The sequence below is a fragment of the Salegentibacter sp. T436 genome, from assembly GCF_001932675.1.
In the GTDB taxonomy this organism is placed as follows: Bacteria; Bacteroidota; Bacteroidia; order Flavobacteriales; family Flavobacteriaceae; genus Salegentibacter; species Salegentibacter agarivorans.
The window spans coordinates 516,444-539,257 of the sequence record NZ_CP012872.1; the positions used below are offsets into that span (position 1 = coordinate 516,444).

Here is a 22,814-nt window from a genome sequence, read left to right on the forward strand (position 1 = left end):
AGGAAGAAGTAATGTTAGGGGTAATAAATGGGGTAAAAAATGAAGAAATTTCTGATTTATTTAACTATTTTCATAAATTCCGGGTCAATAGTCTCGTTGTAATAGCTTTCGTAAAGTTTTTTATAGTTTTCTACGGTTTTTTTTGCGGAACCATATTTTTCCTGTTGTAATAAACAGGAAACTTTTTTCCTAACTGCAGGTTCAAATAAAGGATCTACCACCAAAATTGCTTCAATAACTTCAATTTTTTCAGCGCTATTTAAAACTTCATTTTCAAGAAATGGACTTAATAAGTCCAATACCCTGGAATTATATTCGGCTTTAATAGCATCAAGCCATTCTACCTCTACCTGGGGTAATAAAGGGCCTTTTGAAACAATTCTGGCAAATTCAATAGCCTGAACCTCAGAATGAATTTCCTTTTCTGATGACCAAAAATCAGGTAGTATTTTATTTAGAGTGAAGACATCTATTTTACCATTTTCTGCAATTTCAAGTTGCCATTTCTTTTCGTCAAACAAGATTTCAGATTCAAGCTGTTTCTCTAAAATTTTTCTTAATTCCTTTATTTGAGTACTTCTGTTATTTTTTTTGTTTTGAGCAGTAAACCCAGGCCAAAGGATATCACTGAGTTTTTTGGAGGTAATTCCGCTATCCTTCAATGTAAATAATAAGATCAGGATTAATAGTTCTCGGCGCTTTGGAGAAAACTTAGAAGTTATATCTTCTCCATTCAAGTTCCACACCTTAAACCCATTTAGTAAGTTAATGCTGTTTAGTTTGATATTTTGATGAATTGGAGCCAGGGCTTTGTCCTCCAGGGTCGGGGTTTCTTGTTTTGCTGTGGGCTTTTTTCGGAAAATAAAGAATGCAGGGATTATTAGAATCAAAAAAAGACCGGATAAATACAACCAATTATCGGCAAGGAAAGAATGATGATTATCATCCGTTTTCTCCAAATAAACACTTTTGATTTCATCATCACTTAATGCTCTATCCCATATTTTTAAATCACTCATTAGTCCGGAATAGTATTGACCCCAGAGATTTGTTCCTATGAGTAAGGCATGATCGGTCTGTCGAATATCCGAAGCAGCTATCTCCTCTACCAAACTCCCGTTTACATACAAATAAAGCTTTTGTTTTGGCACATATACAAAAGCTACATGAGTCCACTCCCCCTTTTTTATTACACGCTTTGAGGTAGTATGATCTTTAATTCCGGTAGTAGTAAATTGTAATCTACCAAAATAAATTTTAGCTGAGAAGGCTTCCCCTTTACCAATTAAACTAAAACTTCCATCTACCTCATCAGGTTTTATCCAGGCGCTAATACTTATTTCTTCTAGCCACTCCTCCGGTTTATTCCTAATATCTATGTAACTCGAGGCACCATTAAAAATACTGACGCTTTTTTCTCTATTTATATCTTCTACAAAATCTATATCTGTTGGAGTACTTTTGTCAGTCCGATTTGCCAGATTATTAATTTCATCCTCCAGAGGTAAGGAGTATCTTAACCTTTCCCCTAATTCATATTTTATGGCGCGAAAGGTTTTAGGGCCGGAGATTCTTGTATTCTTATCGGTAAAATTGTAGATGTCAGGAGAAAACATAAATCCCCTTTTTTGCGGTGATAAGGTCGAATCACTGGTTCTAAAGACACCACAGGTTTCTAAATGGGGGAATTCTTTCCAACTTACATTATTTAATTCTTCATTATTATATGTAACCTTCGCTCTATATACTGGCTCTTTATAGTACTTCTCTTTTAAATATCCTATATCCGCTATATAAGGAGATACAATAAGATCCGGTACCACTCCCTTCGTATGTAATAAATCTTGCAGAAAAAAATCGATCTCTTTTTTACTTTTTAAACTGTCTGTATTAACGCGGTTAAATTCTTTACAAAGTCCTAAATCAGTAAGGGAATCAGGCTGATAAAGGATATTATTAAATCGTTTATTTTCTACAATAAACAGCTTTATTTCTTCTGAGGATTCAAAAAGATTACTGGATATTTTTAATGTGTCCGGGGAAATATTCTGTAATTCTTTCGGCTTAAAATCATGTATAAAAAGAATCTGCTTTTCGGAAGTAAATAATGGCTTCAGACCATTAAAATTGCTTTGAAATTCAGGTATGGTTTCAATAAAAAAGGCATTATATCCTTTTTGTAGATCACCTGGAAAATCTAGCCTTTCTGATTTTGAAAGCCACAAGGAATCAGGATGTTTGTTTTGCCCCCAGCTGCAAACACTCCATAAAATAGCAACTAAAATGAAAAATCTCATCATAGGTTTTTAAACAGAGGTTAAAGTGGGAGAAAGTTAGTAAAAAAACTCAGAGTTTTGGTTCGACAACCTGATGCACTTCCCATTTTATTTATAAGCTCGTAGTCTCTAACACTTAAGAAACAAAATTTAATTTCTGAAGTAAATATTTAGGAATCCATATTAAAAAGAAAATGCTCATCGTATTAGGATGGGCATTTTCAACTATAAATTTTAGTGGATAAATTAATCTACTATTTATCTCGTGGAACTATCCTGTACTCGTGGGTCTGCGTAAATATTCTTCCAAACATATCTTCAACTTTTACTTCAATAGTATGAACTCCTTCGGCTAATTTCGTTGGAATCTTTGCACGCCATAGGTGTTTACTTTTAATAGGATTAGATGGTCGTCTACCGGAAAACAATTCTTCGGTTAAATCCCATTCATAAACCATAGCTACGTAAGATGGATCATAATCTTCTACATATTTCATAACTGACCACGATCCGTCATCAATTCGGTATTCAACTTTATCATTTTCGCTTCCCATAAAATAATTAACATAAATACCTGCCTTGGTATTTTGGTCCTTAGCCACTACTCTAGGCGAAAATATCTGCATTTTATAATCTTTGGACTCACCTGCAACCTGGTAATCTATGGTGTATTTATTATCCTTAAAATTTATAACTGCATACCCCTTAGGTGTCCCGTCACGCATAGTTGATACTGGAATACCATTATCATTGAGTTTACCGGAATACCAATCCCCACTAGTTGTTCCCACGTTAAAATGGTGATGGGGGTTTTCTCCGTGCCAGCCGTCATCTTTATTAAAGAAATCCTGTTTCTGAATATGGGTATGTGCCGAGAGAGAAAGAGTATTTGGGAAATCTTTTAATATTTCAAACAGTCGTTGCCTATCCTCATTCCTAAAAGCGTCTCCATTAGGTTCGCTTAATGGAATATGGAAAGACAGAACAATTAAATGATCTTTGGGAACATGTTTTAAGTCGTTTTCAATAAAGTTAAGTTGGTCTTCCCTAAAACCTCCCCAATATCCTTTATTATCCCGCGGATCCGGGTATAATATATCATCCAGGACAATAAAATGTACCTTACCATAATTAAAAGCATAATTAGAAGGACCGAAAAACTTTTCAAAAGTTTCATCACTATGCTCATCCCTATCCACATCAAAATTGAGATCGTGATTACCCAAAACATTATACCACGGTAGTTCTATTTTTTTTATTACCTGGATATATGGATTAAATAAATCTAAATTATTTCCTACAAGGTCTCCCAGCGAAATTCCAAATAATATATTTTCATTTTTATTTACCTGGGAAACCAGACCTTTTTCAAAATAACTCACTTGATCTTCATTATACACCTGGGGGTCCCCAAATATCAAAGCTGAAAAATTTTCTTTTTCATCGTCGTTTTTAATTAAAGGGAAATCCAATTTCCTCGGTAAATCACTCGTAGCTTCAACCCCTTCATATTTTAGATCTGGTGAGCCCTTGGGTTTATGGTTATAATAAAATAGAGGTAAATTATTTTCGTTTACTGGATAATCATATCCAGAAGGTTTGATTACGGAAATGATAAAATCGTTGGAGGCCTGTAATTTATATTTTCCCTTTTTGTCTGTAAGCACTACATTTTCGCCATTGGTTACGGCAACATTTGGTATTCCTGCTTCATTGGAATCCAGCTTTCCGTTACCGTTTTTATCTTCGAAGATAGTGCCTGTTGCGTTTTGCGCTATTACCAACCCAGGGATTGTAATTAATAAATAAGTAATAAGTTTAAAAATCTTCATGCTAATCTATTTTGAGGTGTAAATTTCAGTTTTAAATTGAAAGCTATTATTTATAAAACGTAATCAAAAGGTTATATCTTCTAATGAATGTACGTCATACCTAAGATGTCTCCAGATATTTTCTCTCTTAGATTTCAGCTTAGGAGGTTTCAGTAGTTTCATTTGGAGGTCAGGATTTATCCAGCATATAAAACGAATTAATTCTTATCATATCATTGTTTTTGGGTCTATTTGTCAAATTCTTACTACATCAAATAAACAAACAAAATAATTTAAAATCAAAAATAAGTATAAAAAATTACTTTTTGTTTGTTTTAGTTTCATTTTGATAATATATTTGAAACAGAATATTAGTCAAAATAGAATGAAAAAAACAAATACTCGTGAGAATTCGGATAATGATTCTTTTAAAAGAGATCACATACTTTCTAAATTAGACCTTTCTAAAATTTGGGATGTAATAATTATTGGCGGAGGGGCAACAGGACTGGGGACAGCTCTGGATGCCAGCTCAAGAGGCCTTAAAACATTACTTTTAGAGCAGGCAGACTTCGCAAATGGGACGTCGAGTAGAAGCACAAAGCTTGTACATGGAGGAGTAAGATATCTAGCGCAGGGAAACTTAGGCTTAGTTATGGATGCCCTGAAAGAGAGAGGGCTAATGATTAAGAATGCACCTCATCTTGTAAAAATGCTACCTTTTATAATTCCAAGCTATAAAGCCTGGGACAAGTATTATTATGGAATTGGCTTGAAGATTTATGATTGGATGGCAAAAAGTTTAAGATTTCAAAAAACTAAATTCTTGAACAGAGAGGAAACTTTAAGCCATTTACCAAACATAAATAAAAAAAACCTTAATGGAGGAGTGCTTTATTTCGATGGGCAGTTTGACGATACACGTCTTGCAATAAATTTAGCCCAAAGTGCAGCTGAGCAAGGGGCCAATCTTCTTAATTACTTTGAAGTAACCGAACTTAGCAAGGATGAAAACAAAAAAATAACGGGTGTAAAAGCAAAAGATATCGAAAGCGGCAACGTGTATAATTTTAAATCGAAAGTTGTCATCAATGCCACGGGGGTTTTTGTAGATAACATTCTTAAGATGAATGATTCTTCGAAAATCCCGTTAGTTAAGGCAAGCCAGGGAATTCATTTAGTGTTAGATAAATCTTTTATGAAAAGTGATCACGCGCTAATGATTCCTTCAACTTCAGATGGAAGAGTATTGTTTGCACTGCCGTGGCACGACCATCTTCTTGTAGGAACTACCGACACCCCTGTAGAACAGCACCTTTTGGAACCAAGTGCCCTTGATAGTGAAATAGACTTTATATTAAACAATCTTGAAGAATACCTAACCAGGAAACCATCTAAGAAAGATATTTTAAGTGTGTTTGCGGGTTTGAGACCATTAGTGCAGCCTAATAAAGACAAAGGAACTAAAGAAATTTCCAGAGATCATAAACTAACGGTTTCCAGATCTAACCTTATAACGATTACCGGGGGAAAATGGACTACCTATCGTAAAATGGCTGAAGACACCGTTGATTTCGCTATTGAAACGGGGAATTTGAAAAAATCACCCAGTAAAACTGATCATTTAAAAATACACGGTGCTACCCAGAAAGTAACGGGGAATCATCTAGATATTTACGGTAGTGATGCAGACTTAATTATGAAATTAGCCGAGGAGAATCCAAAACTACAGGAACGACTTAACCCAGAATTTCCAGTTCTGAAAGCTGAAGTGGTATGGGCGGCAAAGTATGAGATGGCCAGAACAATAGAAGATTTTTTAGCCAGAAGAACGCGTTTGTTATTTTTGGATGCAAGAGCAGCTATTGATGCAGCTGAAGAAACGGCAATAATCATGGCTGATGTTTTAGGAAAAGATTCTTCCTGGCAAAATCACCAGATAAAAAATTTCATTAAAATGGCACAAAATTACTTACCCGAACCTTATAACCCAGTAAATAGAAAATCCCAAGAAATAGAAACCAAATAATTATGGAAAAGTATATACTATCATTTGACCAGGGAACCACGAGCTCCAGGGCTATTATATTCAATAAAAATGGAAGCCCGGTTTCTGTTGCGCAGAAAGAATTTGAGCAAATATTTCCAAAACCTGGCTGGGTTGAACATGATCCAGGAGAAATTTGGTCTTCCCAGATCAGTGTCGCTGCGGAAGTAGTTTCCAAAGCTAAACTTAAGTCAGATGATATTCAGGCAATAGGAATCACCAACCAAAGAGAAACCACGGTGGTATGGGATCGTGAAACAGGAGAACCAGTATATAACGCCATAGTTTGGCAAGATCGTAGGACCTCTGACTATTGCGATTTTTTGAAAAAAGAGGGACACGAAGAGATGGTAAGAGAAAAAACCGGTTTAGTTTTAGATGCTTATTTTCTCGCTACCAAAGTCAGGTGGATACTCGAAAACGTTGTAGGGGCTAAAGAAAAAGCCAAAGCAGGAAAACTGGCCTTAGGAACTATTGATTCCTGGCTGGTTTGGAATTTAAGTAATGGTAAAGACCATATAACGGATGTAACAAACGCTTCTCGAACCTTACTCTATAATATTCATACCTTAGAATGGGACGAGGATCTATTAGCTTTGTTTAAAATTCCAAAAAGCATGCTTCCCAGAGTTTGTGATTCCAGTGGAGATCTATCTATGACTTCAGGAGAGATTTTTTCGAAAAAAATTCCCATAACCGGAATTGCAGGTGATCAGCACGCCGCTCTATTTGGACAAATGTGTACCGAAAAAGGAATGGCAAAAAACACCTATGGTACTGGATGTTTTCTTTTAATGAATATTGGTGATAAACCCATAATTTCAAAAAACAAATTGGTTACAACTATTGCCTGGAAAATAGGGGATAAAGTAAATTATGCTTTTGAAGGAAGCATCTTCATTGCTGGAGCTGTAGTACAATGGTTACGGGATGGAATGGGATTAATTTCATCTGCTTCAGAAATAGAAGCATTAGCCGCAAAAGTAGAAACTACTGATGGGCTTTATCTTGTACCCGCCTTTGCAGGTTTAGGCGCTCCTCACTGGAATCAACACGCTAGGGGTACTATTGTTGGAATTACCAGAGGAAGCAATCAAAGTCACATTGCCAGGGCTGCCTTGGAAAGCATAGCATACCAAACCTATGATGTAGTAAAAGCTATGGAAGCTGATAGCGAAATAAGTATTAAAGAATTAAGGGTAGATGGCGGGGCTACGGTGAATTCCCTTTTGATGCAAATCCAGGCGGACATTCTGAATACTCGTATCTTACGGCCTGAAATCACGGAAACTACCGCTTTGGGAGCAGCTTATTTAGCCGGATTAGGTGCAGGAATATGGAAAGATATAGAAGAAATAAAAGCAAAATGGAAAGTTATGGAAAGTTTTAACCCTAATGATAAAATCCCCTTGAAAGAAATGCTAGAGGGTTGGCAACGTGCTATAAACACCACTAATTGTTGGTCTAAAAACTAAAATATCATGAATGAATTTACCGCTGAATTTATCGGTACCATGTTTTTAATATTAATGGGGAATGGTGTGGTTGCCAACGTGGTTTTAAAAGGAACGAAAGGAAATAATGGGGGTTGGATAGTAATTACCACCGGCTGGGCGTTGGCGGTTTTTACAGGTGTAGTGATCGCCGCACCTTATAGTGGCGCACATATTAATCCTGCAGTAACTTTAGGATTATCCATAGCTGGAGAATTCCCCTGGACTAAAGTACCTATATTTATAGGTGCACAAATGTTAGGTGCAATGGCTGGAAGTTTTCTAGTTTGGGCCATTTATCGCGAACATTTTAATTGCACCAGTAATTCTGCATTACATTTAGCTGCGTTCAGTACAGCCCCTGCTATTAGAAATAAATTTTCAAATTTACTAAGTGAAATTATTGGAACCTTTACCTTAATATTCGTTATTTTCTATGTAACAAATCCTGTAATGGGAAATGAAAGTGAAACTCCTATAGGTATGGGTTCTCTGGGTGCCATACCAGTTGCTTTTTTAGTATGGGCTATCGGTCTTTCTTTAGGAGGAACTACCGGTTATGCTATCAATCCTGCCAGGGATCTAGGTCCCAGAATTATTCATTCTCTGGTTCCTATAAAAAATAAATGCGAAAGCGATTGGAATTACTCCTGGATACCAATTATAGGTCCTTTAATTGGTGCCACTATAGCAGCGGCCATATATCTTCTTTTAAATATTTAAATTCATCTATCAATTTTTTATTAAAGCCCTATCCATGAAAGCTAAATATCTTTTAATAATTTGTCTCTTATTTATTTCAAAAAACTACGCTCAAAAGCAAGAAGAACCACAAAAACCAAAACTCGTAGTAGGTATTGTGGTGGATCAAATGCGATACGACTATCTTACCCGCTTTTGGGACCGTTTTGAAGACGACGGATTTAAACGTCTTGTCACAGAAGGATATAATTTTAAAAATCATCATTTTAATTATGTGCCAACCTATACTGGGCCGGGCCATGCTTCAGTATGGACAGGTACAACCCCTATGAATCATGGTATTATTGGCAATAATTGGTTTGATAAAGTAAAAGGAGAATCTGTGTATTGTACTGATGATGATTCCGTATCCCCGGTAGGAACCAATTCAAAGGCCGGAAAAATGTCACCGGTATTACTCAAAACCACCACTGTAAGCGATCAAAACAGATTACATACCCAAATGAAGGGTAAAACTATAGGTGTGGCGTTAAAAGATCGAGGCTCAATTTTGCCAGCCGGGCATACCGCTAATGCAGCTTATTGGTTTTATGGAGGAAATGAAGGAAAGTTTATCACAAGTTCATTCTACAGGGTTGATTTACCAAAATGGGTCCAGGATTTCAACAACTCGGGAAAGGTTGAATCCTACCTAAAAGAATGGAATACACTTTACGATATTGAAACTTATACGGCAAGTGGAATAGACGAGAACGATTTTGAACGCGGATTTACAGGAAAGGAAACAGCCACTTTTCCCTACGATTTAAAATCGTTAAGCGGAAAAAATGGTGATTTTGGTATCATTAGTTCTACACCTTTTGGCAATGATTTAACTACTGATTTTGCTCTGGCAGCCTTAAAAGGAGAAAATCTTGGCCAGGATAACATCACAGATTTTTTAACATTGAGCTTTTCCAGCACAGACTATGTTGGCCATAATTTTGGTGTAAACTCTAAAGAAGTAGAAGACACCTATTTACGTTTGGATAAAAATATAGCAAAACTGTTAGAATTCCTCGATAACTATGTTGGTAAAGGAGAGTACACGATATTTCTTACTGCAGACCATGGAGCTGTAGATGTTCCATCTTATTTACAATCGGTAAAGATTCCAGGTGGATATTTTGATGATATCCAATTTACAAAGGACCTGGAAGAATACGTGTTTAATGAATTCAATGAAGAAGATTTAATTCAGAATATTTCCAATGGACAGATATTTTTTAATTATGAAAAGCTCAAAGACGCAAATATCGGTGTTGAAGAGCTGGAGAACTCTGTGGCTTTCTATTGTATTCAACAGACTCAGATTGATAAGGTAGTTACACGTAGTCAACTTACTGGCGCTAACTTTAGCAGTGGTATTAGGGAATTACTTCAAAATGGGTTTAATCAAAAACGCAGCGGGGATGTGGTTTTTGTCTTGAATCCTGCTACTATTGTATATTCTAAAACCGGATCTACTCATGGCAGCGGTCTTACATATGACACCCATGCTCCACTCATCTTTTTCGGCGCAGGAGTAAAGCCAGGAAGTACTACAGAGCGCTCTGAAATCCCTGATATTGCACCAACTGTAGCCAGCCTATTGGGCATTGCTTTCCCTAGTGGAGCTAGTGGAGCACCTCTGTACATGATGTTAGATCAGTAAGCTTAAATATATCGATTGGAATAACACTCTCTAAAATATTTAACACGGAATCTCCCCGAGGGAGGAGTTCAGGAAAGAGGGAAAAAATCCAAATAAAATTTACTTTTAAAATTTGAATAATGAAACTTACTAACTTTTTACTTGTAATTCTACTAGTTACTACCACCTCGCTGGTTTCCCAAACTATTGAGGTAGACAGTTTGCATAGACCGCGAAATTACCACATCCAGGTAAATCAATTTCAAGGCTATCCTGATTCTAATGAGGATATAATATTCCTTGGCAATAGTATTACAGCAGGGACTAATTGGAATGAATTACTCGGTTTACCGAATGCGAGAAATCGTGGTATTTCCGGGGACACCACCTTCGGTATATTGGAAAGACTGGATGAAGTTATTGAAGGCGAACCTTCAAAGGTTTTTATTCTTATAGGTATAAATGATATTGCGAGAAATTATCCTGATGAATTGATCATTTCTAACTATGAAAAAATAATCAGTAGGATTAAAGAAGGAAGTCCTAATACTGAAGTATTTATTCAGAGTATTCTGCCAGTCAACAATACCTTTACACGATATAAAAACCATTATAATAAAGATGAACATATACTGGCCATAAATAAAGAATTGAAAAACTTATCGAAAACCTATGATGTTAACTTTATTGATATTCATCCACATTTCCTAGACAAAGAAAATCGGTTAAGTAGAAAGTTTACGGAGGAAGGCCTGCATTTAAACGCACATGCCTATAAAAACTGGGCTAAGATCCTTAAACCCTATTTAAATTAAACTACTTAATAAAGGTAATTTATAGAGCATAAAACTTATTCAGGAATATAAAAAAAGAGAGGGCCAAAACCCTCTCTTTTTGTAATAGAGATCAACAATTTTAATAATATAACACCTATATTTTATTTAACACTCTTTCCGGATAATCAGTAATAATACCATCAACTTTGAGTTCCAACATCTTATTTATAGCTTCCTCTTCATTTACCGTCCAGGGAATTAAATCCATATTTCTTTCTTTAATAGAATCTACTACTTCTTTATTCTTTAAGAGCTTGTAATTAGGGCTGTAAATATCTGGTATGAATCCAAGTTTCTCTAAATTCTTATTTATACTTTCTTTGGATACTAAATACGCAACTTCAATATCCGGATATTTCTCATTTAAAATTTGTAAAATATTGACATCGAATGATTGTAGGTTCACCTTATTTTTAATGCCTTTTTCTTCAATTATATTCATCACCAGATCGACAAAATCAGCTGGTTCCGGCTGAAAAATTCCATAATTCTTTTCAGAGGATTTGATTTCGATATTATATTTAACCTCATCTAAATCATTAACCTGAATATAATTCTCTACAGTATCAATAACCTCACTCAATAAAGGTTTATAGGTTTTTTGAGGTTGTTGATTAGGAAATAAACGGTTTTTTTTCGATCCACTGTCGAACTTTCGAATACTATCATAATCCATCTTATAAAGATTATAATTTTTCTCATTTTCTTTAGCTATACTATCTCCATCTGGGGTTAGCATATACAAGGCTAACATAACGGGTTCATGCGAAACAACTATTTTTTTATCCTGAGAGACGACAACATCCAGTTCCAGAACGTCAGCACCTTTCTCTACTGCACTTAAAAAAGCAGGAATAGAGTTCTCAGGTAAATTACCCCTATCCCCTCTATGACCTTGCACTTGCACTTTTTTAGACCCTGGATTATCCTTTCTTGAGTTATCATCCTGGTTATTTTCACGGTTATTCTTACAACTAAGTGAAGCGATAAGAGATAAACATACTAGTAATCTAATTCCTTTCATTTTTCATATAAATTTTGGTTAATATAATTTTGTCAAATTTCACATTCTAACAGGTTAAGGCTAATTAAAAGAATTTTACTGAATCGGAATATTGATGGTTATTTTGTAAATAGCTATAAAGATTAATTCTTCACTTTTAATACCCTAAATCTAATTGGGATTTAACTGGTTTTATAGTCTTTTGATGTTCTTTATAGATATCTTTTATTTCTTCAATGATTTCAGGGTGATGTTCTCCAATTTCATATTTTTCCGAAGGATCGACATCAATATTAAACAATTTAGGAGTTTTGTGAATTTTTGGTTTCTCCTTGGAATAGGAAGGCTTAGTTATAAAATGAGCTTTCCAGCTACCCTTTCTTATTGCATACAACTCATCTCTTAAATAATAATAAACAACGTCATTGACCTTCTTTTTTTCTCCGCTTAACAATGGCATAAGGTCTACACCATCTAAAGTAAGATCATCAGGCAATGGCGAGCCCATAAGATTTAAAATCGTTGGATACAGGTCCATCGCAGTGGTAATTGCATCAAAGGTTTGATTTGCAGGAATCTTTCCTGGCCATCTAACCACAGCAGGGACTCGAAACCCTCCTTCATAAGTAGAAGCTTTACCTTCATAAAGTAGTCCGGCAGAACCTCCTTTTTTCCCTCTTTTAAGCCAGGGACCGTTATCACTAGTAAAAACCACAAAAGTGTTTTCGTCAATATTTAAGTCCTTCAGAGTTTTTAGTATTTCTCCCACACTCCAGTCGATTTCCTCTACTACATCTCCATATAATCCCCTTTTACTTCTATTTTCAAAATCATCCGAAACATGTAATGGAGTATGAGGAAAATTATTTGGATAGTATAAAAAGAATGGATTATCCCTGTTAGCTTCTATAAAATCAATAGCTTTTTCAGTATACCTTTTGGTTAATAGCTTCTGGTTAGGATCGTGTTCTATAATCTCTTCATTCTCATAAAGTGGTAATTTAGGAGCTTTTTTATAACGTGGAGGGAGCATATCATTAGAGTAAGGGATTCCAAAATAATAATCAAATCCGTGATTTAATGGTAAATACTCAGGTAAATGTCCTAAATGCCACTTACCAATAATTCCGGTAGTATAATTTTTCTCTTTAACTGCTTCTGCTATTGTTTTTTCCGATTGTGGCAACCCTCCTGTAGATCTTGGATAGAGAACGTTTCCACTATTTTTGGAGCCAGCCATACCACTACGTATAGGTAGCCTGCCGGTTAATAAAGCAGCTCTACTTGGGGTACATATGCTAGCCCCTACATAAAACTGAGTGAGCTTCACCCCTTCCTGCGCCATTTGATCTATATGTGGCGTTCTAATGGTGGGATGACCAAATGAACTGAGATCGCCATATCCCAGGTCATCTACAAATATCACAATTACATTGGGAGGTTTTTCCTGTCCTAATAATAAGCCCTGAATTCCCACAAGAAAAAATAGAAAAAGGATTTTTTTTGAAGTTACAGTTCGGTTAATGATTTTAATTATTTGTCCTATTTTTACCAAATTTCTCTAATTAAAATTAAACCTGCCGAGAAAGAAACGGCAGGTTTTGGCTAATCAATTCCTATAATAATTAATCAGTTCAAATGATAAACTTTTATTATTTTGAATATTGCAACTGCACTTACCAGCCAGGGTTTTGCTCTAAATTTTCATTCAGTTCTAAATCTTCCAGCGGTAAGGGGTAAAGATAATCCCTGGTTTCGTCAAAATTCCCACCTTCGAATAGCAGTAAATTTCCAGAGGTACCTTCTGTAAGTTGTCTTTCATTTATATTTATCGTTGTGGTTACTTCGTCTGGTGCACCAGAGGCATCCCCATCGTGAACATATACATCATAATTACCATCATTATTAAAATCGTGAGCTCCTAATTCCGAAAAGTATATTCCTTCAATAGGATCCTCAATTTTTTGTCCTTCTTTCCATCTCATAAGATCATCCCATCGTAAACCTTCATTAACCATCTCCACTCTTCGTTCACGACGAATCTCCAGGATCACCCCTTTATTTGGTCCTTCTACATTCTCATAAAGACTATCCTGATAAGGATCGGGGTTAGCATTAGCTTCGGCCATATTTAAATGTGGTAAACCTACACGATCTCTTAATTTATTTATTGAAATATCAAGATCACCCTGAGTTAATGTACCCAGCTCTGCTTTTGCTTCAGCATAAATCAACAAGGCTTCCGCATATCGGAAAAGTATAAGGTCATTAAATGATCCTCCCGATCCCCACTGTGGTCCTTTTGGTGGAAGGGCTTTTATTACTCTATAACCCGTCCTTGTTATATCTAAATTAACTGGCTCACGTTCCTCTGAGCCATAAGTAGAAAAGTCAGGTCCTGCTGTAGTTTGGGTTAATCTAGGGTCTCGGTTTTGCATCTCCTCATAAAACTCCATAGTGTTAAACCCGGGTTGATCAGTAAATGAAGTGCCATCAGCCATTAAATAGCTATTCACCAAATCTTTGGATAACCCCCATCTTCCCTGGGTAGGAGCAGTCATGCGATAAGCAAGATCATGAGTTCTTAATCCAAATTCATAATCTACTGCTAAAATAGTTTCCGTCATGTTTTGGTCTTCCATTGCGAATAAATCCAGGTATGCCTGGTCCTCCCCCCCACTTGTATAAAGTTCATATGCACCCGAATCCATCAACTGCTTTGCCGCGGAAGCTGCTTCCGACAGAAACCTTTCATAATCATCCATTCCATGATATTTTCTATATGTTCCTTCGAATAGGGCGATACGAGCTTTTAAAATTAATGCTGTATATTTTGTTATTCGATTTAATTCTTTCTCAGCAGGTATATTTTCAATGGCATAATCAATATCAGCCATAATGGAATCCATTACTAATTCTCTGGAATCTCTTGCTTTTAATAATAGTTCCTCGTCATCCTGGTTAATTACTTCACTATACCAGGGCACATCACCAAATCGTTGCACTTTTTCGAAATAAAAGTAAGCTCTGAAAAATTTTGCAATTCCGGAATATTTCGCCGTAGCTTCGGCATCATCTACCCTATCGTAATTTTCTAGAAAATAGTTAATCCTACGCAAATAACCCCAGGACCATCCTCCGCTCCCACGGTCAGTTGGAACTCTTCGAGTCCCTCTAAGCCTATCTCCTGCACTTACACCTAAAATATTATCTGAATCCGAATCGTCCATGTACACGGATGTACTCGGCAATACATCATATAAGTCATTGGTATATGCTTCCAGGTCAGCACCTGTATTGAAAAACTCGTCTGAAGTTACTGCATCCCCTGGTGGTTGGTCTAGTATATCAGCGTCACAGCTTATCAAAAAAAGCGATAAAGCTACTAGCGACGATACACGAACTATCTTTTTCTGTATATCTATTTTTTTCATTTTGAACATTGTTGATTTATATATTTTATTAACCTTCTATCCCAAAGGGAAAATTATAGGTTGATTTGTAGGCCTGCCGAAAAGGTTTTACCCATAGGATACAATTGGGTATCCGTTGCTGATCTTCCACTCACGCTATTTGGATTGGAATAACTTACGTGAGCTCCCACCTCTTCCGGATCCAGATATTTCGTCAAACCTCCAAAACTCCATGTAAATATATTTTCTCCACTAAGAAAAACTCTTAGTCTCTTTACATTAATCTTTTTAGTAAAAGTTGGCGGAATGGTGTATCCCAGGGTTAGGTTTTTAATTCTTAAATAACCAATATTGGTTAAAAAGTGGTCATTATAATTATAAGACATACGACCATTACTTAAAGCATTATATGCTCTTTGTCTTTGTGGAAATATTCTGTTTGGATCGTTAGGATGTGCTGGATCCCATACCTGGTTTAATAAATCTTTTCTGATAAAAGATGTATAAGGCCTATGGAAAGTTGCCCAATATAAAGGCCCGTTAGGATACCAATCTTGTTTTGCAACTCCCTGTCCTATAACAGTTAGGTCAATATTCTTCCATGTCGCACTTATATTAAAACCAAAAGGAAATTGAGGTAAAGCATTTCCAATCGGAACCAGGTCCCCATGATCTTCCAGGGTATTATTACCATTGTCTATACTTCCATCACCATCAACATCTACATACCTAAGATCTCCTCCGCGCAATAGGTTCCAGTCACTATTTGATCCGTAATCTAATATTCCTCTATAAACTCTAAACAGGTTATCTCTTCCGTATTCACTTTGAAAGGCGGCAGCCTCCTCATCTGACTGGAACTGTCCATCTATACGGTAACCCCATATTTCGCCTATTCGCTGTCCTTCATAGAAAGTACTTAATAAACCATTTGGATTATCAAATTTTGTTATTTCTGCTGTATTATTAGACACATTTGCTTGAGCACTTAGAGATAACTCAGAACCCAAAACCATAAACTCATCATTATATCCCAGGGTTACTTCAAAACCTCTATTCCGCATGGCAGCATAATTTCTTCTAGGTTCCGAAGCTCCAAAAACGGCTGGAAGCGGTTGACCAGGTAAATACATATCTCGGGTATTACGTTCGTAAACTTCAAGAGAGGTCGTTAATTTATCCTCGAAGAATCCCATATTTAATCCAACATTTGTAGAGGTTATTTTTTCCCATCCAATATTAGCCGGCAGTGGTGAAGGTACTCTGGCATAATTACTCTGTTCACCATTGAACAACCAGGTTGTTCTCCCCATTCCAATTAATTGTCTAAAGGTATTTACCCCTACGCTTTGATTTCCCAGCTTACCATAAGAGGCTTTTAACTTTAAAGAAGAGATGACATTTTCCAGGGAAGGCGTCCAAAAGTCTTCTTTATCAATAATCCACCCACCAGCTATAGATGGAAATAACCCCCATCTATTCTCTTCAGGAAAACGGGATGAACCATCATAACGCGCATTAACTTCCAAAAGGTATTTACCGTCATAATCATAATTAAAACGTCCAAAGTAACCTTGAATAGCCCATTCCAGGGTAGAACCTTCCATATCCAACATTTCGGTTCCAAAAGATATATTAGCTTTATCCCTTGTTAGCAAATCCTCTATCCTCATTCCCACTCTATCGCGGTCAAACTCTTCTTGGTTAAAACCAAGCATTACCTTAAAATTATGTTTATCGGCGATTTCAGTGGTATAGGTTCCGTAAATATTGATCGCAGTATAATAATCTTTCCAACGATATTCATTATGTCGATTTAAACCTTCGTTTTCTAATAGCTCGAGTTTATTTCCAGAGAGATAACTAAACGGTTTATAATTAAATGTTCTATCTGTTCTATCAATGCTATAGTTATAATTCATATTAAGCACTAAGCCTTTGAGTGGCTTTATTTCAGCCCCCAGAGTATTCGTTTGATTTTCATACGTCCATTGACGATGAGCCGCTCCTTCTTTTAAAGCACCCAGCCGACCAACATAACCATTTCCGGTACGACCTACACTAACACCATACCCATCAACAAAAGCAGGATGGTTAGGGAAAAGATCTCTCCATTTACTAACCCCAAATTCATCGCCCCAACCATTTTTCGTTCCGGCATATTGTTCATCATACCTGCTACTAAACCTACTCAAAGCATTTAATTCTAACCACTTATAAGGCTTAGCAGTCAATTTAAGCTGGAGATTGTACCGTTTCATTTCCGCATCCTGGATATTTTGAATTTTTTCTCTTTCATAGGTTCTTCCAGAAATCACTCCTCGTAATTTTTCAGAACCACCCGAAACAGAAATGTTATTTATCTGGTGGGATCTACGATCTTTAAATAAGACATCGTAAAAATCTGTGTTTCCAAAGAATTTATAGGTCCCGTCAGGTTGTTGTTCATAAAAAGGTTCACGCTCACCATTACCCACTTGTTGAGCAATCTCCCAATCTTCGTCTTCATAACACACGTAACAGCCACTATGATAAGAACCTATAGCATCGTCAACCCATTTAGCATATGTATATGGGTTAGTAACGAAATCGGTTCGGGTAGTATTTGTTGTAAAACCAATATTATTGGAGTATTCCACGTTAAACTCACCTTCTTTTCCGGATTTTGTAGTTATTAATACTACACCAAATGAACCTCTTGCTCCATAAATAGCCGCTGCACCAGCATCTTTTAATACCGTTACGCTCTCTATGTCGTTAGGGTTTATATTTGCGAGATCACCTTCAATCCCGTCAATTATAACAAGCGGAGACCCACCATTTATAGAATTAAAACCCCGAATATTAATCTCTGGAGTTGTTGAGGGATCACCACCGGATGCCGAACGAATATTTAATCCTGGCACTGCTCCTTGCAAAGAACTTGCAATATCGGCTGATGGTCGAGTTTCGATGTTACCCAAATCTGCAGTACTAACCGAACCTACTAGATTCTCCTCCCTTTGTGTTCCATAACCCACAACTACTACCTCATCTAAACTTTCTGAATCTTCTTCCAGGGTAATATTAAATGCAGATTGAGATCCAATATTAACTTCTTTAGATTCATAACCTAAAAAGGAAAAAACCAAAATAGTATTATTGCTATCAGAAACTGATAGAGAAAATTCTCCATCAAAATCTGTAACGGTTCCATTAGAGGTTCCTTTTTCCTGAACAGTAACACCAGGTATAGGCATCCCTATTTCATCAGACACCACCCCGGAAACCTGTCTTTCCTGAGCATGTATAACCCACCCACCAAGAACGAAGGTTAGTAACATTAATCGTTTTAAAATTTGTTTCATAATTTTTGGATTATATTTCATAGTTAGGTTTGCAAATATTTGGTTTAGTTTTCACTTCTTCCCTTAATTGAAAGTTGCCCTTTTATTAATTTTATGTTAGCTAGCTCTTGTCTACGCCGCACCACGTAAGGCGAAAACGATATCGTAAACCAGAAAATGTTCCCACTAAATCATTTATTCACATTAGGTTAACATAATCAAATGTAAAAAATAAAAACAAAAGAAAACAAATTAAAACCAAAAAAAGTTCATTTTTTATTTTTATTTGTTATTTTTGATACCATTTTATCATTTAAAATATTAATGAATGAATATAGAAACCTTTCCAAATGGCTTAGAAATAGATAATTCTTTAACAAAACTTAAAGATTCTAAAAAGGTTTGCAATATTTGAACAGGCCTATTCAGTTGGTAGCACGGATAATCACTCTAATAAAAACAAAAGGAAGAATACAAGTCTTTAATTGAAAAAAATCCGCAAATAATTCAAGTTCTGAAAAGAAAAAAGTACAGTTTTAAAATTCTATAAAAAAAACCAGAATGAAACCAAAACTAAGATGTTGTACAATTGTTTTATTATGTTTTCTTGGATTATCTGCAAAATCGCAAGAAATTACAGAATCCACTTTTGGCAATGGCCTTATTAATGTAGTTGCAAAAGATAGTTCATATAGCCTAAAATTTGCTACTAGGTTCCAGACGCTATTTTCTTCTCGGTGGACCTTCACGGAGGATGACACCTCCACTTCTGGAGAAACGAATATGCTAATTAGAAGAGCAAGATTAAAATTTGAAGGCTTTGCATATTCTCCCAAGCTTGAATATAAAATCGAACTAGGGCTTTCAAATAGAGATATTTCTGGAGGTAATGAATTTACAGGCAATGCTCCTCGATATATTCTGGATGCCGTGCTAAAGTGGAACTTCTATAAAAATTTCGTATTATGGGCTGGCCAGACTAAACTGCCCGGTAACAGGGAAAGGGTTATTTCATCAGGAGATTTGCAATTAGTAGATCGCTCTCTTTTAAATAGCCGATATAACATAGATCGGGATATAGGTGTGCAATTACATCATTCTCATCAACTGGGAGAAAATATTCTAATAAAAAAAGCTATAAGTTTTTCTCAGGGTGAAGGACGAAATATTATTTCGGGAAATCTGGGAGGTTTTCAATACACCGGAAGACTGGAATTATTTCCCTTCGGGAATTTTAATGCGTATGAACAGGCAGATTTAGATCGATATAAATCCCCAAAACTTGCAGTAGGATTTACATTTGACCACAACAATAATGCAGTAAGAAATCGCTCTAATATGGGCAACTATATGCGTACAGATTATGGATTCCACGAGACAGATATAAACACCTATTTTGTTGATGCAATGTTTAAATATAGAGGCTTATCAATTATGGGCGAGTATGCTAAAAGGAATGCAGAAAGTCCAATAGCCCTAAACTCCAATGGAACTCCAACTGGAGATAAGGTTAACGAGGGTACCGGAATAAACTTTCAAATTGGGTATTTACTTGACAATAATTATGAATTGGTAGGACGAGTTACCCATATTGATCGAAAATTCCAGCTTCCAAATAACATTGAGAACCAATACACCATAGGGTTATCCAAATATATCATAAACCATAAACTCAAAATTCAAACTGATATTAGTTTGAACGATATGGACCACAGCATTACCAACCGAACGTTATATAGACTTCAAATTGATTTCCATTTCTAGGGTAATAAACACACAAGGAGTCATCTTCTATAAAAAAAAAGAAATAAGTGATAGCGACGCGCAATAAACGCGGTAGATAAAATTATTCTGAAAACTGAAGAGATATTAAACAATCGTGATTTTAATTCCATGTTCCTCCAGGGCCTCTCTTGTAAACTTAGAAATCCCAGTATCAGTAATAATTTCATCAATACTATCAAAACCACAGATTCTACCAAAGCCCCGTTTACCAAACTTCGTGGAATCAGCAAGCACAACTGTTTTTTGAGATACTTTTATCATTTCTCTATTAAGTCTCGCTTCCATCATATTCGCAGTAGTAAGTCCAAATTCCAGATCAATTCCATCAACTCCCAGGAATAACTTAGAACAAGAAAAATCAGAGAGGTTATTTTCAGCATATAAACCTGTCACCGAAGAAGAGCGTTTACGAAGTATACCTCCCAGTTGAATTACTTCAATTTCTTTATGTTGATTTAATTCCAGGGCTACATTTAAAGCGGGGGTTATAACGGTTAGATTTTCAAGAGGCTTTATGTTCTTAGCTAAAGACAGAACTGTAGTACCGGAAGCTATTAAGATAGAATCATTCGCAGTAACCATTTTCGCTGCAACTTCACCAATTCCCATTTTTTCTGAAAGATGAATTTTCTCCTTTTCATTCACATGTCTATCGGTAGTATAAGGGTTAGTATGTGTCGCTCCCCCATGCATTCTGTAAAGCAACCCTTTTTCTTCGAGAAATTTTAAATCTTTCCGCACTGTTACAGAAGATACATCAAATTCATCACATAAGTCCTGAACCTTTACTTGTCCATCTTTATTAATTTTTTCAATAATTATTTGATGCCTATCCACTGTTCCCATTGAGCTGCTCGTATACTAAAGTTAATAATAGCAAAATACGATATTTTCATTAGACTCTCAAAATTGAATATATCTTATATTTTATCTATGTAGGTTAAGAATTATACTGCGAATGATTTAGACACACTGTATTTCGTCCTCACCGATTTCGGTAATTCTAACAAAGTTGTACATTTTGTGCATTCATTTCCTTTAACTCCCTATATAATAACTTTTAGGTAGCCTAAATCTTCAAAACTATCTTTAGGAGTACCGGATATTATCTCAATAAAAACAAAAAAACCATTATTTCAATAATCCGATAACGAGCTGGTTCAAATAACGAGTCCTAAATCAGGAAACGACACCCTGGGAAATCGTATTTCTTCAGTAAAAGGAAATATTTATTTTGAAAGTAAATTAAAACAGCATTAAAAATATATTGAAGTTTCTTCTCAATAATTCTTTCCTATCGATATAATTAACTTCAAAGTTTTTCTTTTCAAATCATAAAAAACAGGATGTAGTTTTTAAATATTTAAAGTGGTATTAAATTCAATTTAATAGTCGAAGCTTTTGTCCCTGTGGGACGAAAAGGTAGAGCAAGAGGGTAACGGGCAGAGCCACGTTAAGAATTACCTTTCAAAATACAAACAACTGCTTATCAGTTATTTAAGTAATTTCATTCAAGGGTCATAATTAAAAATAAGCTGTTTTATTACTAAAAACCCTTGAAACCCATTGAAAAATGGTAGAAATTTTACTAAAAAATGGATGAAGAATATAAAAAAAGAGAAGTTCGAGACTCTTAAGATCAAGACTTCCGTAGCCAAAAAGTTTAGAAGGGTCAGCCGGGCTTTATCTAAATCTCAATCAATGACACTATTATCGATGGTCGAATTTTTTGAATAGTATTTCTCCCAATGAACTCATGGGTCCAAAAATGCAGACTCCGGAAAACCTAGTCAAAAAAAGAATAAATGCAGTTATCGCAATTTTGAAAGATATAGAGAAGAATAAAGTAAACCCCACTTTAGGCATTTTGGAATCTCTAATGGAAGCTGCAGATCCCAAAAATAACTACGAAAATCGAATAAGGGACTATGAGGAAGACAATACTCATCCCGATTTCTACAATTACTTTACCAATCAAAATTTTAGCTCTATTTCTTTTAAAACCTCTTGGATATCGCCTTCCCTTTTGCTGCTTAAGGAACAAGCTTTGAAATTACCCGGAGCGCATAAACCGCAGGGCTATTTATAGCTCCTCTATAATTTCAAAACGTGAAAATACTGTGCATCAAAAGGTAATGCGAAGGCGCTGAAAGAAGTAAATGAAGTTAAAGAACGGAAATTATCATTCTTTTCTACTTTTCCGTTCTTTTTTGACGTCCAAAAGGAAAATGCTCCAGATGAAAAAAGTAAATGATAAAAAAGCTATCATTTTATTTAGTTTCTTTTAATCGATTCTGTGATCCTGAAGGCTGATTTTTAAGTTTTATATTATCAAAATATTACAACTAGCATCAAATTTAATGTCATCAAAAAAATCACACATAAGTCCTTTAGCTTGGGATTCATGGATTTAGAAAAATTCTTGATGATCAATTATTAACTGGTTCACA

At 35.7% G+C, this 22,814-nt stretch carries 13 protein-coding genes and 1 pseudogene; 7 read left to right on the forward strand and 7 right to left on the reverse strand.

Going from position 1 to position 22,814, the window contains the following annotated elements; translation table 11 throughout:
• Positions 1-56 precede the first annotated feature (56 nt).
• Together AO058_RS02245 and AO058_RS02250 are read right to left on the reverse strand one after the other, a co-directional pair.
• On the reverse strand, positions 57-2,300 hold the full coding sequence (locus tag AO058_RS02245; RefSeq protein WP_083634121.1) for a LamG domain-containing protein: 2,244 nt from the start codon (positions 2,298-2,300) through the stop codon (positions 57-59).
• 230 nt (positions 2,301-2,530) lie between these two features.
• On the reverse strand, positions 2,531-4,108 hold the full coding sequence (locus tag AO058_RS02250; RefSeq protein WP_075325033.1) for a calcineurin-like phosphoesterase C-terminal domain-containing protein: 1,578 nt from the start codon (positions 4,106-4,108) through the stop codon (positions 2,531-2,533).
• A 364-nt stretch (positions 4,109-4,472) separates the two neighbouring features.
• Here AO058_RS02250 and AO058_RS02255 point away from each other — a divergent pair, with 364 nt between their 5' ends.
• From AO058_RS02255 to AO058_RS02275, 5 genes are all read left to right on the forward strand, one after another.
• The gene (locus tag AO058_RS02255) at positions 4,473-6,116 is read left to right on the forward strand and encodes a glycerol-3-phosphate dehydrogenase/oxidase (RefSeq protein WP_075325034.1); all 1,644 of its coding nucleotides are present in this window, start codon (positions 4,473-4,475) and stop codon (positions 6,114-6,116) included.
• A 2-nt stretch (positions 6,117-6,118) separates the two neighbouring features.
• Complete coding sequence (gene glpK / locus AO058_RS02260; RefSeq protein WP_075325035.1) at positions 6,119-7,609, forward strand: glycerol kinase GlpK; 1,491 nt, start codon at positions 6,119-6,121, stop codon at positions 7,607-7,609.
• Between the two features lie 6 nt (positions 7,610-7,615).
• Positions 7,616-8,350 carry an MIP/aquaporin family protein gene (locus AO058_RS02265; RefSeq protein WP_075325036.1) on the forward strand — a complete coding sequence of 245 codons (735 nt, stop codon included), beginning with the start codon at positions 7,616-7,618 and terminating at the stop codon, positions 8,348-8,350.
• A 34-nt stretch (positions 8,351-8,384) separates the two neighbouring features.
• Complete coding sequence (gene pafA, locus AO058_RS02270) at positions 8,385-10,022, forward strand: alkaline phosphatase PafA (protein WP_075325037.1); 1,638 nt, start codon at positions 8,385-8,387, stop codon at positions 10,020-10,022.
• Positions 10,023-10,141: 119 nt separating this feature from the next.
• A complete protein-coding gene (locus tag AO058_RS02275) occupies positions 10,142-10,816 on the forward strand; it encodes a GDSL-type esterase/lipase family protein (protein ID WP_075325038.1) in 675 nt (224 codons plus the stop codon).
• 115 nt (positions 10,817-10,931) lie between these two features.
• Here AO058_RS02275 and AO058_RS02280 read toward each other — a convergent pair whose 3' ends face one another.
• From AO058_RS02280 to AO058_RS02295, 4 genes are all read right to left on the reverse strand, one after another.
• Entirely contained in the window at positions 10,932-11,861 is a 930-nt protein-coding gene (locus AO058_RS02280) for a glycerophosphodiester phosphodiesterase family protein (protein ID WP_075325039.1), read from the reverse strand.
• A gap of 136 nt (positions 11,862-11,997) precedes the next feature.
• Positions 11,998-13,395 carry a sulfatase family protein gene (locus AO058_RS02285; RefSeq protein WP_198036132.1) on the reverse strand — a complete coding sequence of 466 codons (1,398 nt, stop codon included), beginning with the start codon at positions 13,393-13,395 and terminating at the stop codon, positions 11,998-12,000.
• A gap of 121 nt (positions 13,396-13,516) precedes the next feature.
• Positions 13,517-15,274 (reverse strand): RagB/SusD family nutrient uptake outer membrane protein, encoded by a 1,758-nt coding sequence (locus AO058_RS02290; protein WP_075327863.1) that lies wholly within the window; start codon positions 15,272-15,274, stop codon positions 13,517-13,519.
• Positions 15,275-15,327: 53 nt separating this feature from the next.
• Positions 15,328-18,600, reverse strand: coding sequence for a SusC/RagA family TonB-linked outer membrane protein (locus AO058_RS02295; RefSeq protein WP_198036133.1), 3,273 nt, complete (start codon positions 18,598-18,600; stop codon positions 15,328-15,330).
• A gap of 540 nt (positions 18,601-19,140) precedes the next feature.
• On the opposite strand from AO058_RS02295, the gene AO058_RS02300 reads away from it, so the two are divergent.
• The gene (locus AO058_RS02300; protein ID WP_075325041.1) at positions 19,141-20,343 is read left to right on the forward strand and encodes a porin; all 1,203 of its coding nucleotides are present in this window, start codon (positions 19,141-19,143) and stop codon (positions 20,341-20,343) included.
• 105 nt (positions 20,344-20,448) lie between these two features.
• Here the strand turns inward: AO058_RS02300 and AO058_RS02305 are convergent, their stop codons facing one another.
• On the reverse strand, positions 20,449-21,210 hold the full coding sequence (locus AO058_RS02305) for a DeoR/GlpR family DNA-binding transcription regulator (RefSeq protein WP_075325042.1): 762 nt from the start codon (positions 21,208-21,210) through the stop codon (positions 20,449-20,451).
• A 753-nt stretch (positions 21,211-21,963) separates the two neighbouring features.
• Here AO058_RS02305 and AO058_RS02310 point away from each other — a divergent pair.
• Positions 21,964-22,453, forward strand: a pseudogene (locus AO058_RS02310) (BfmA/BtgA family mobilization protein).
• The last annotated feature ends 361 nt before the right edge of the window (positions 22,454-22,814 follow it).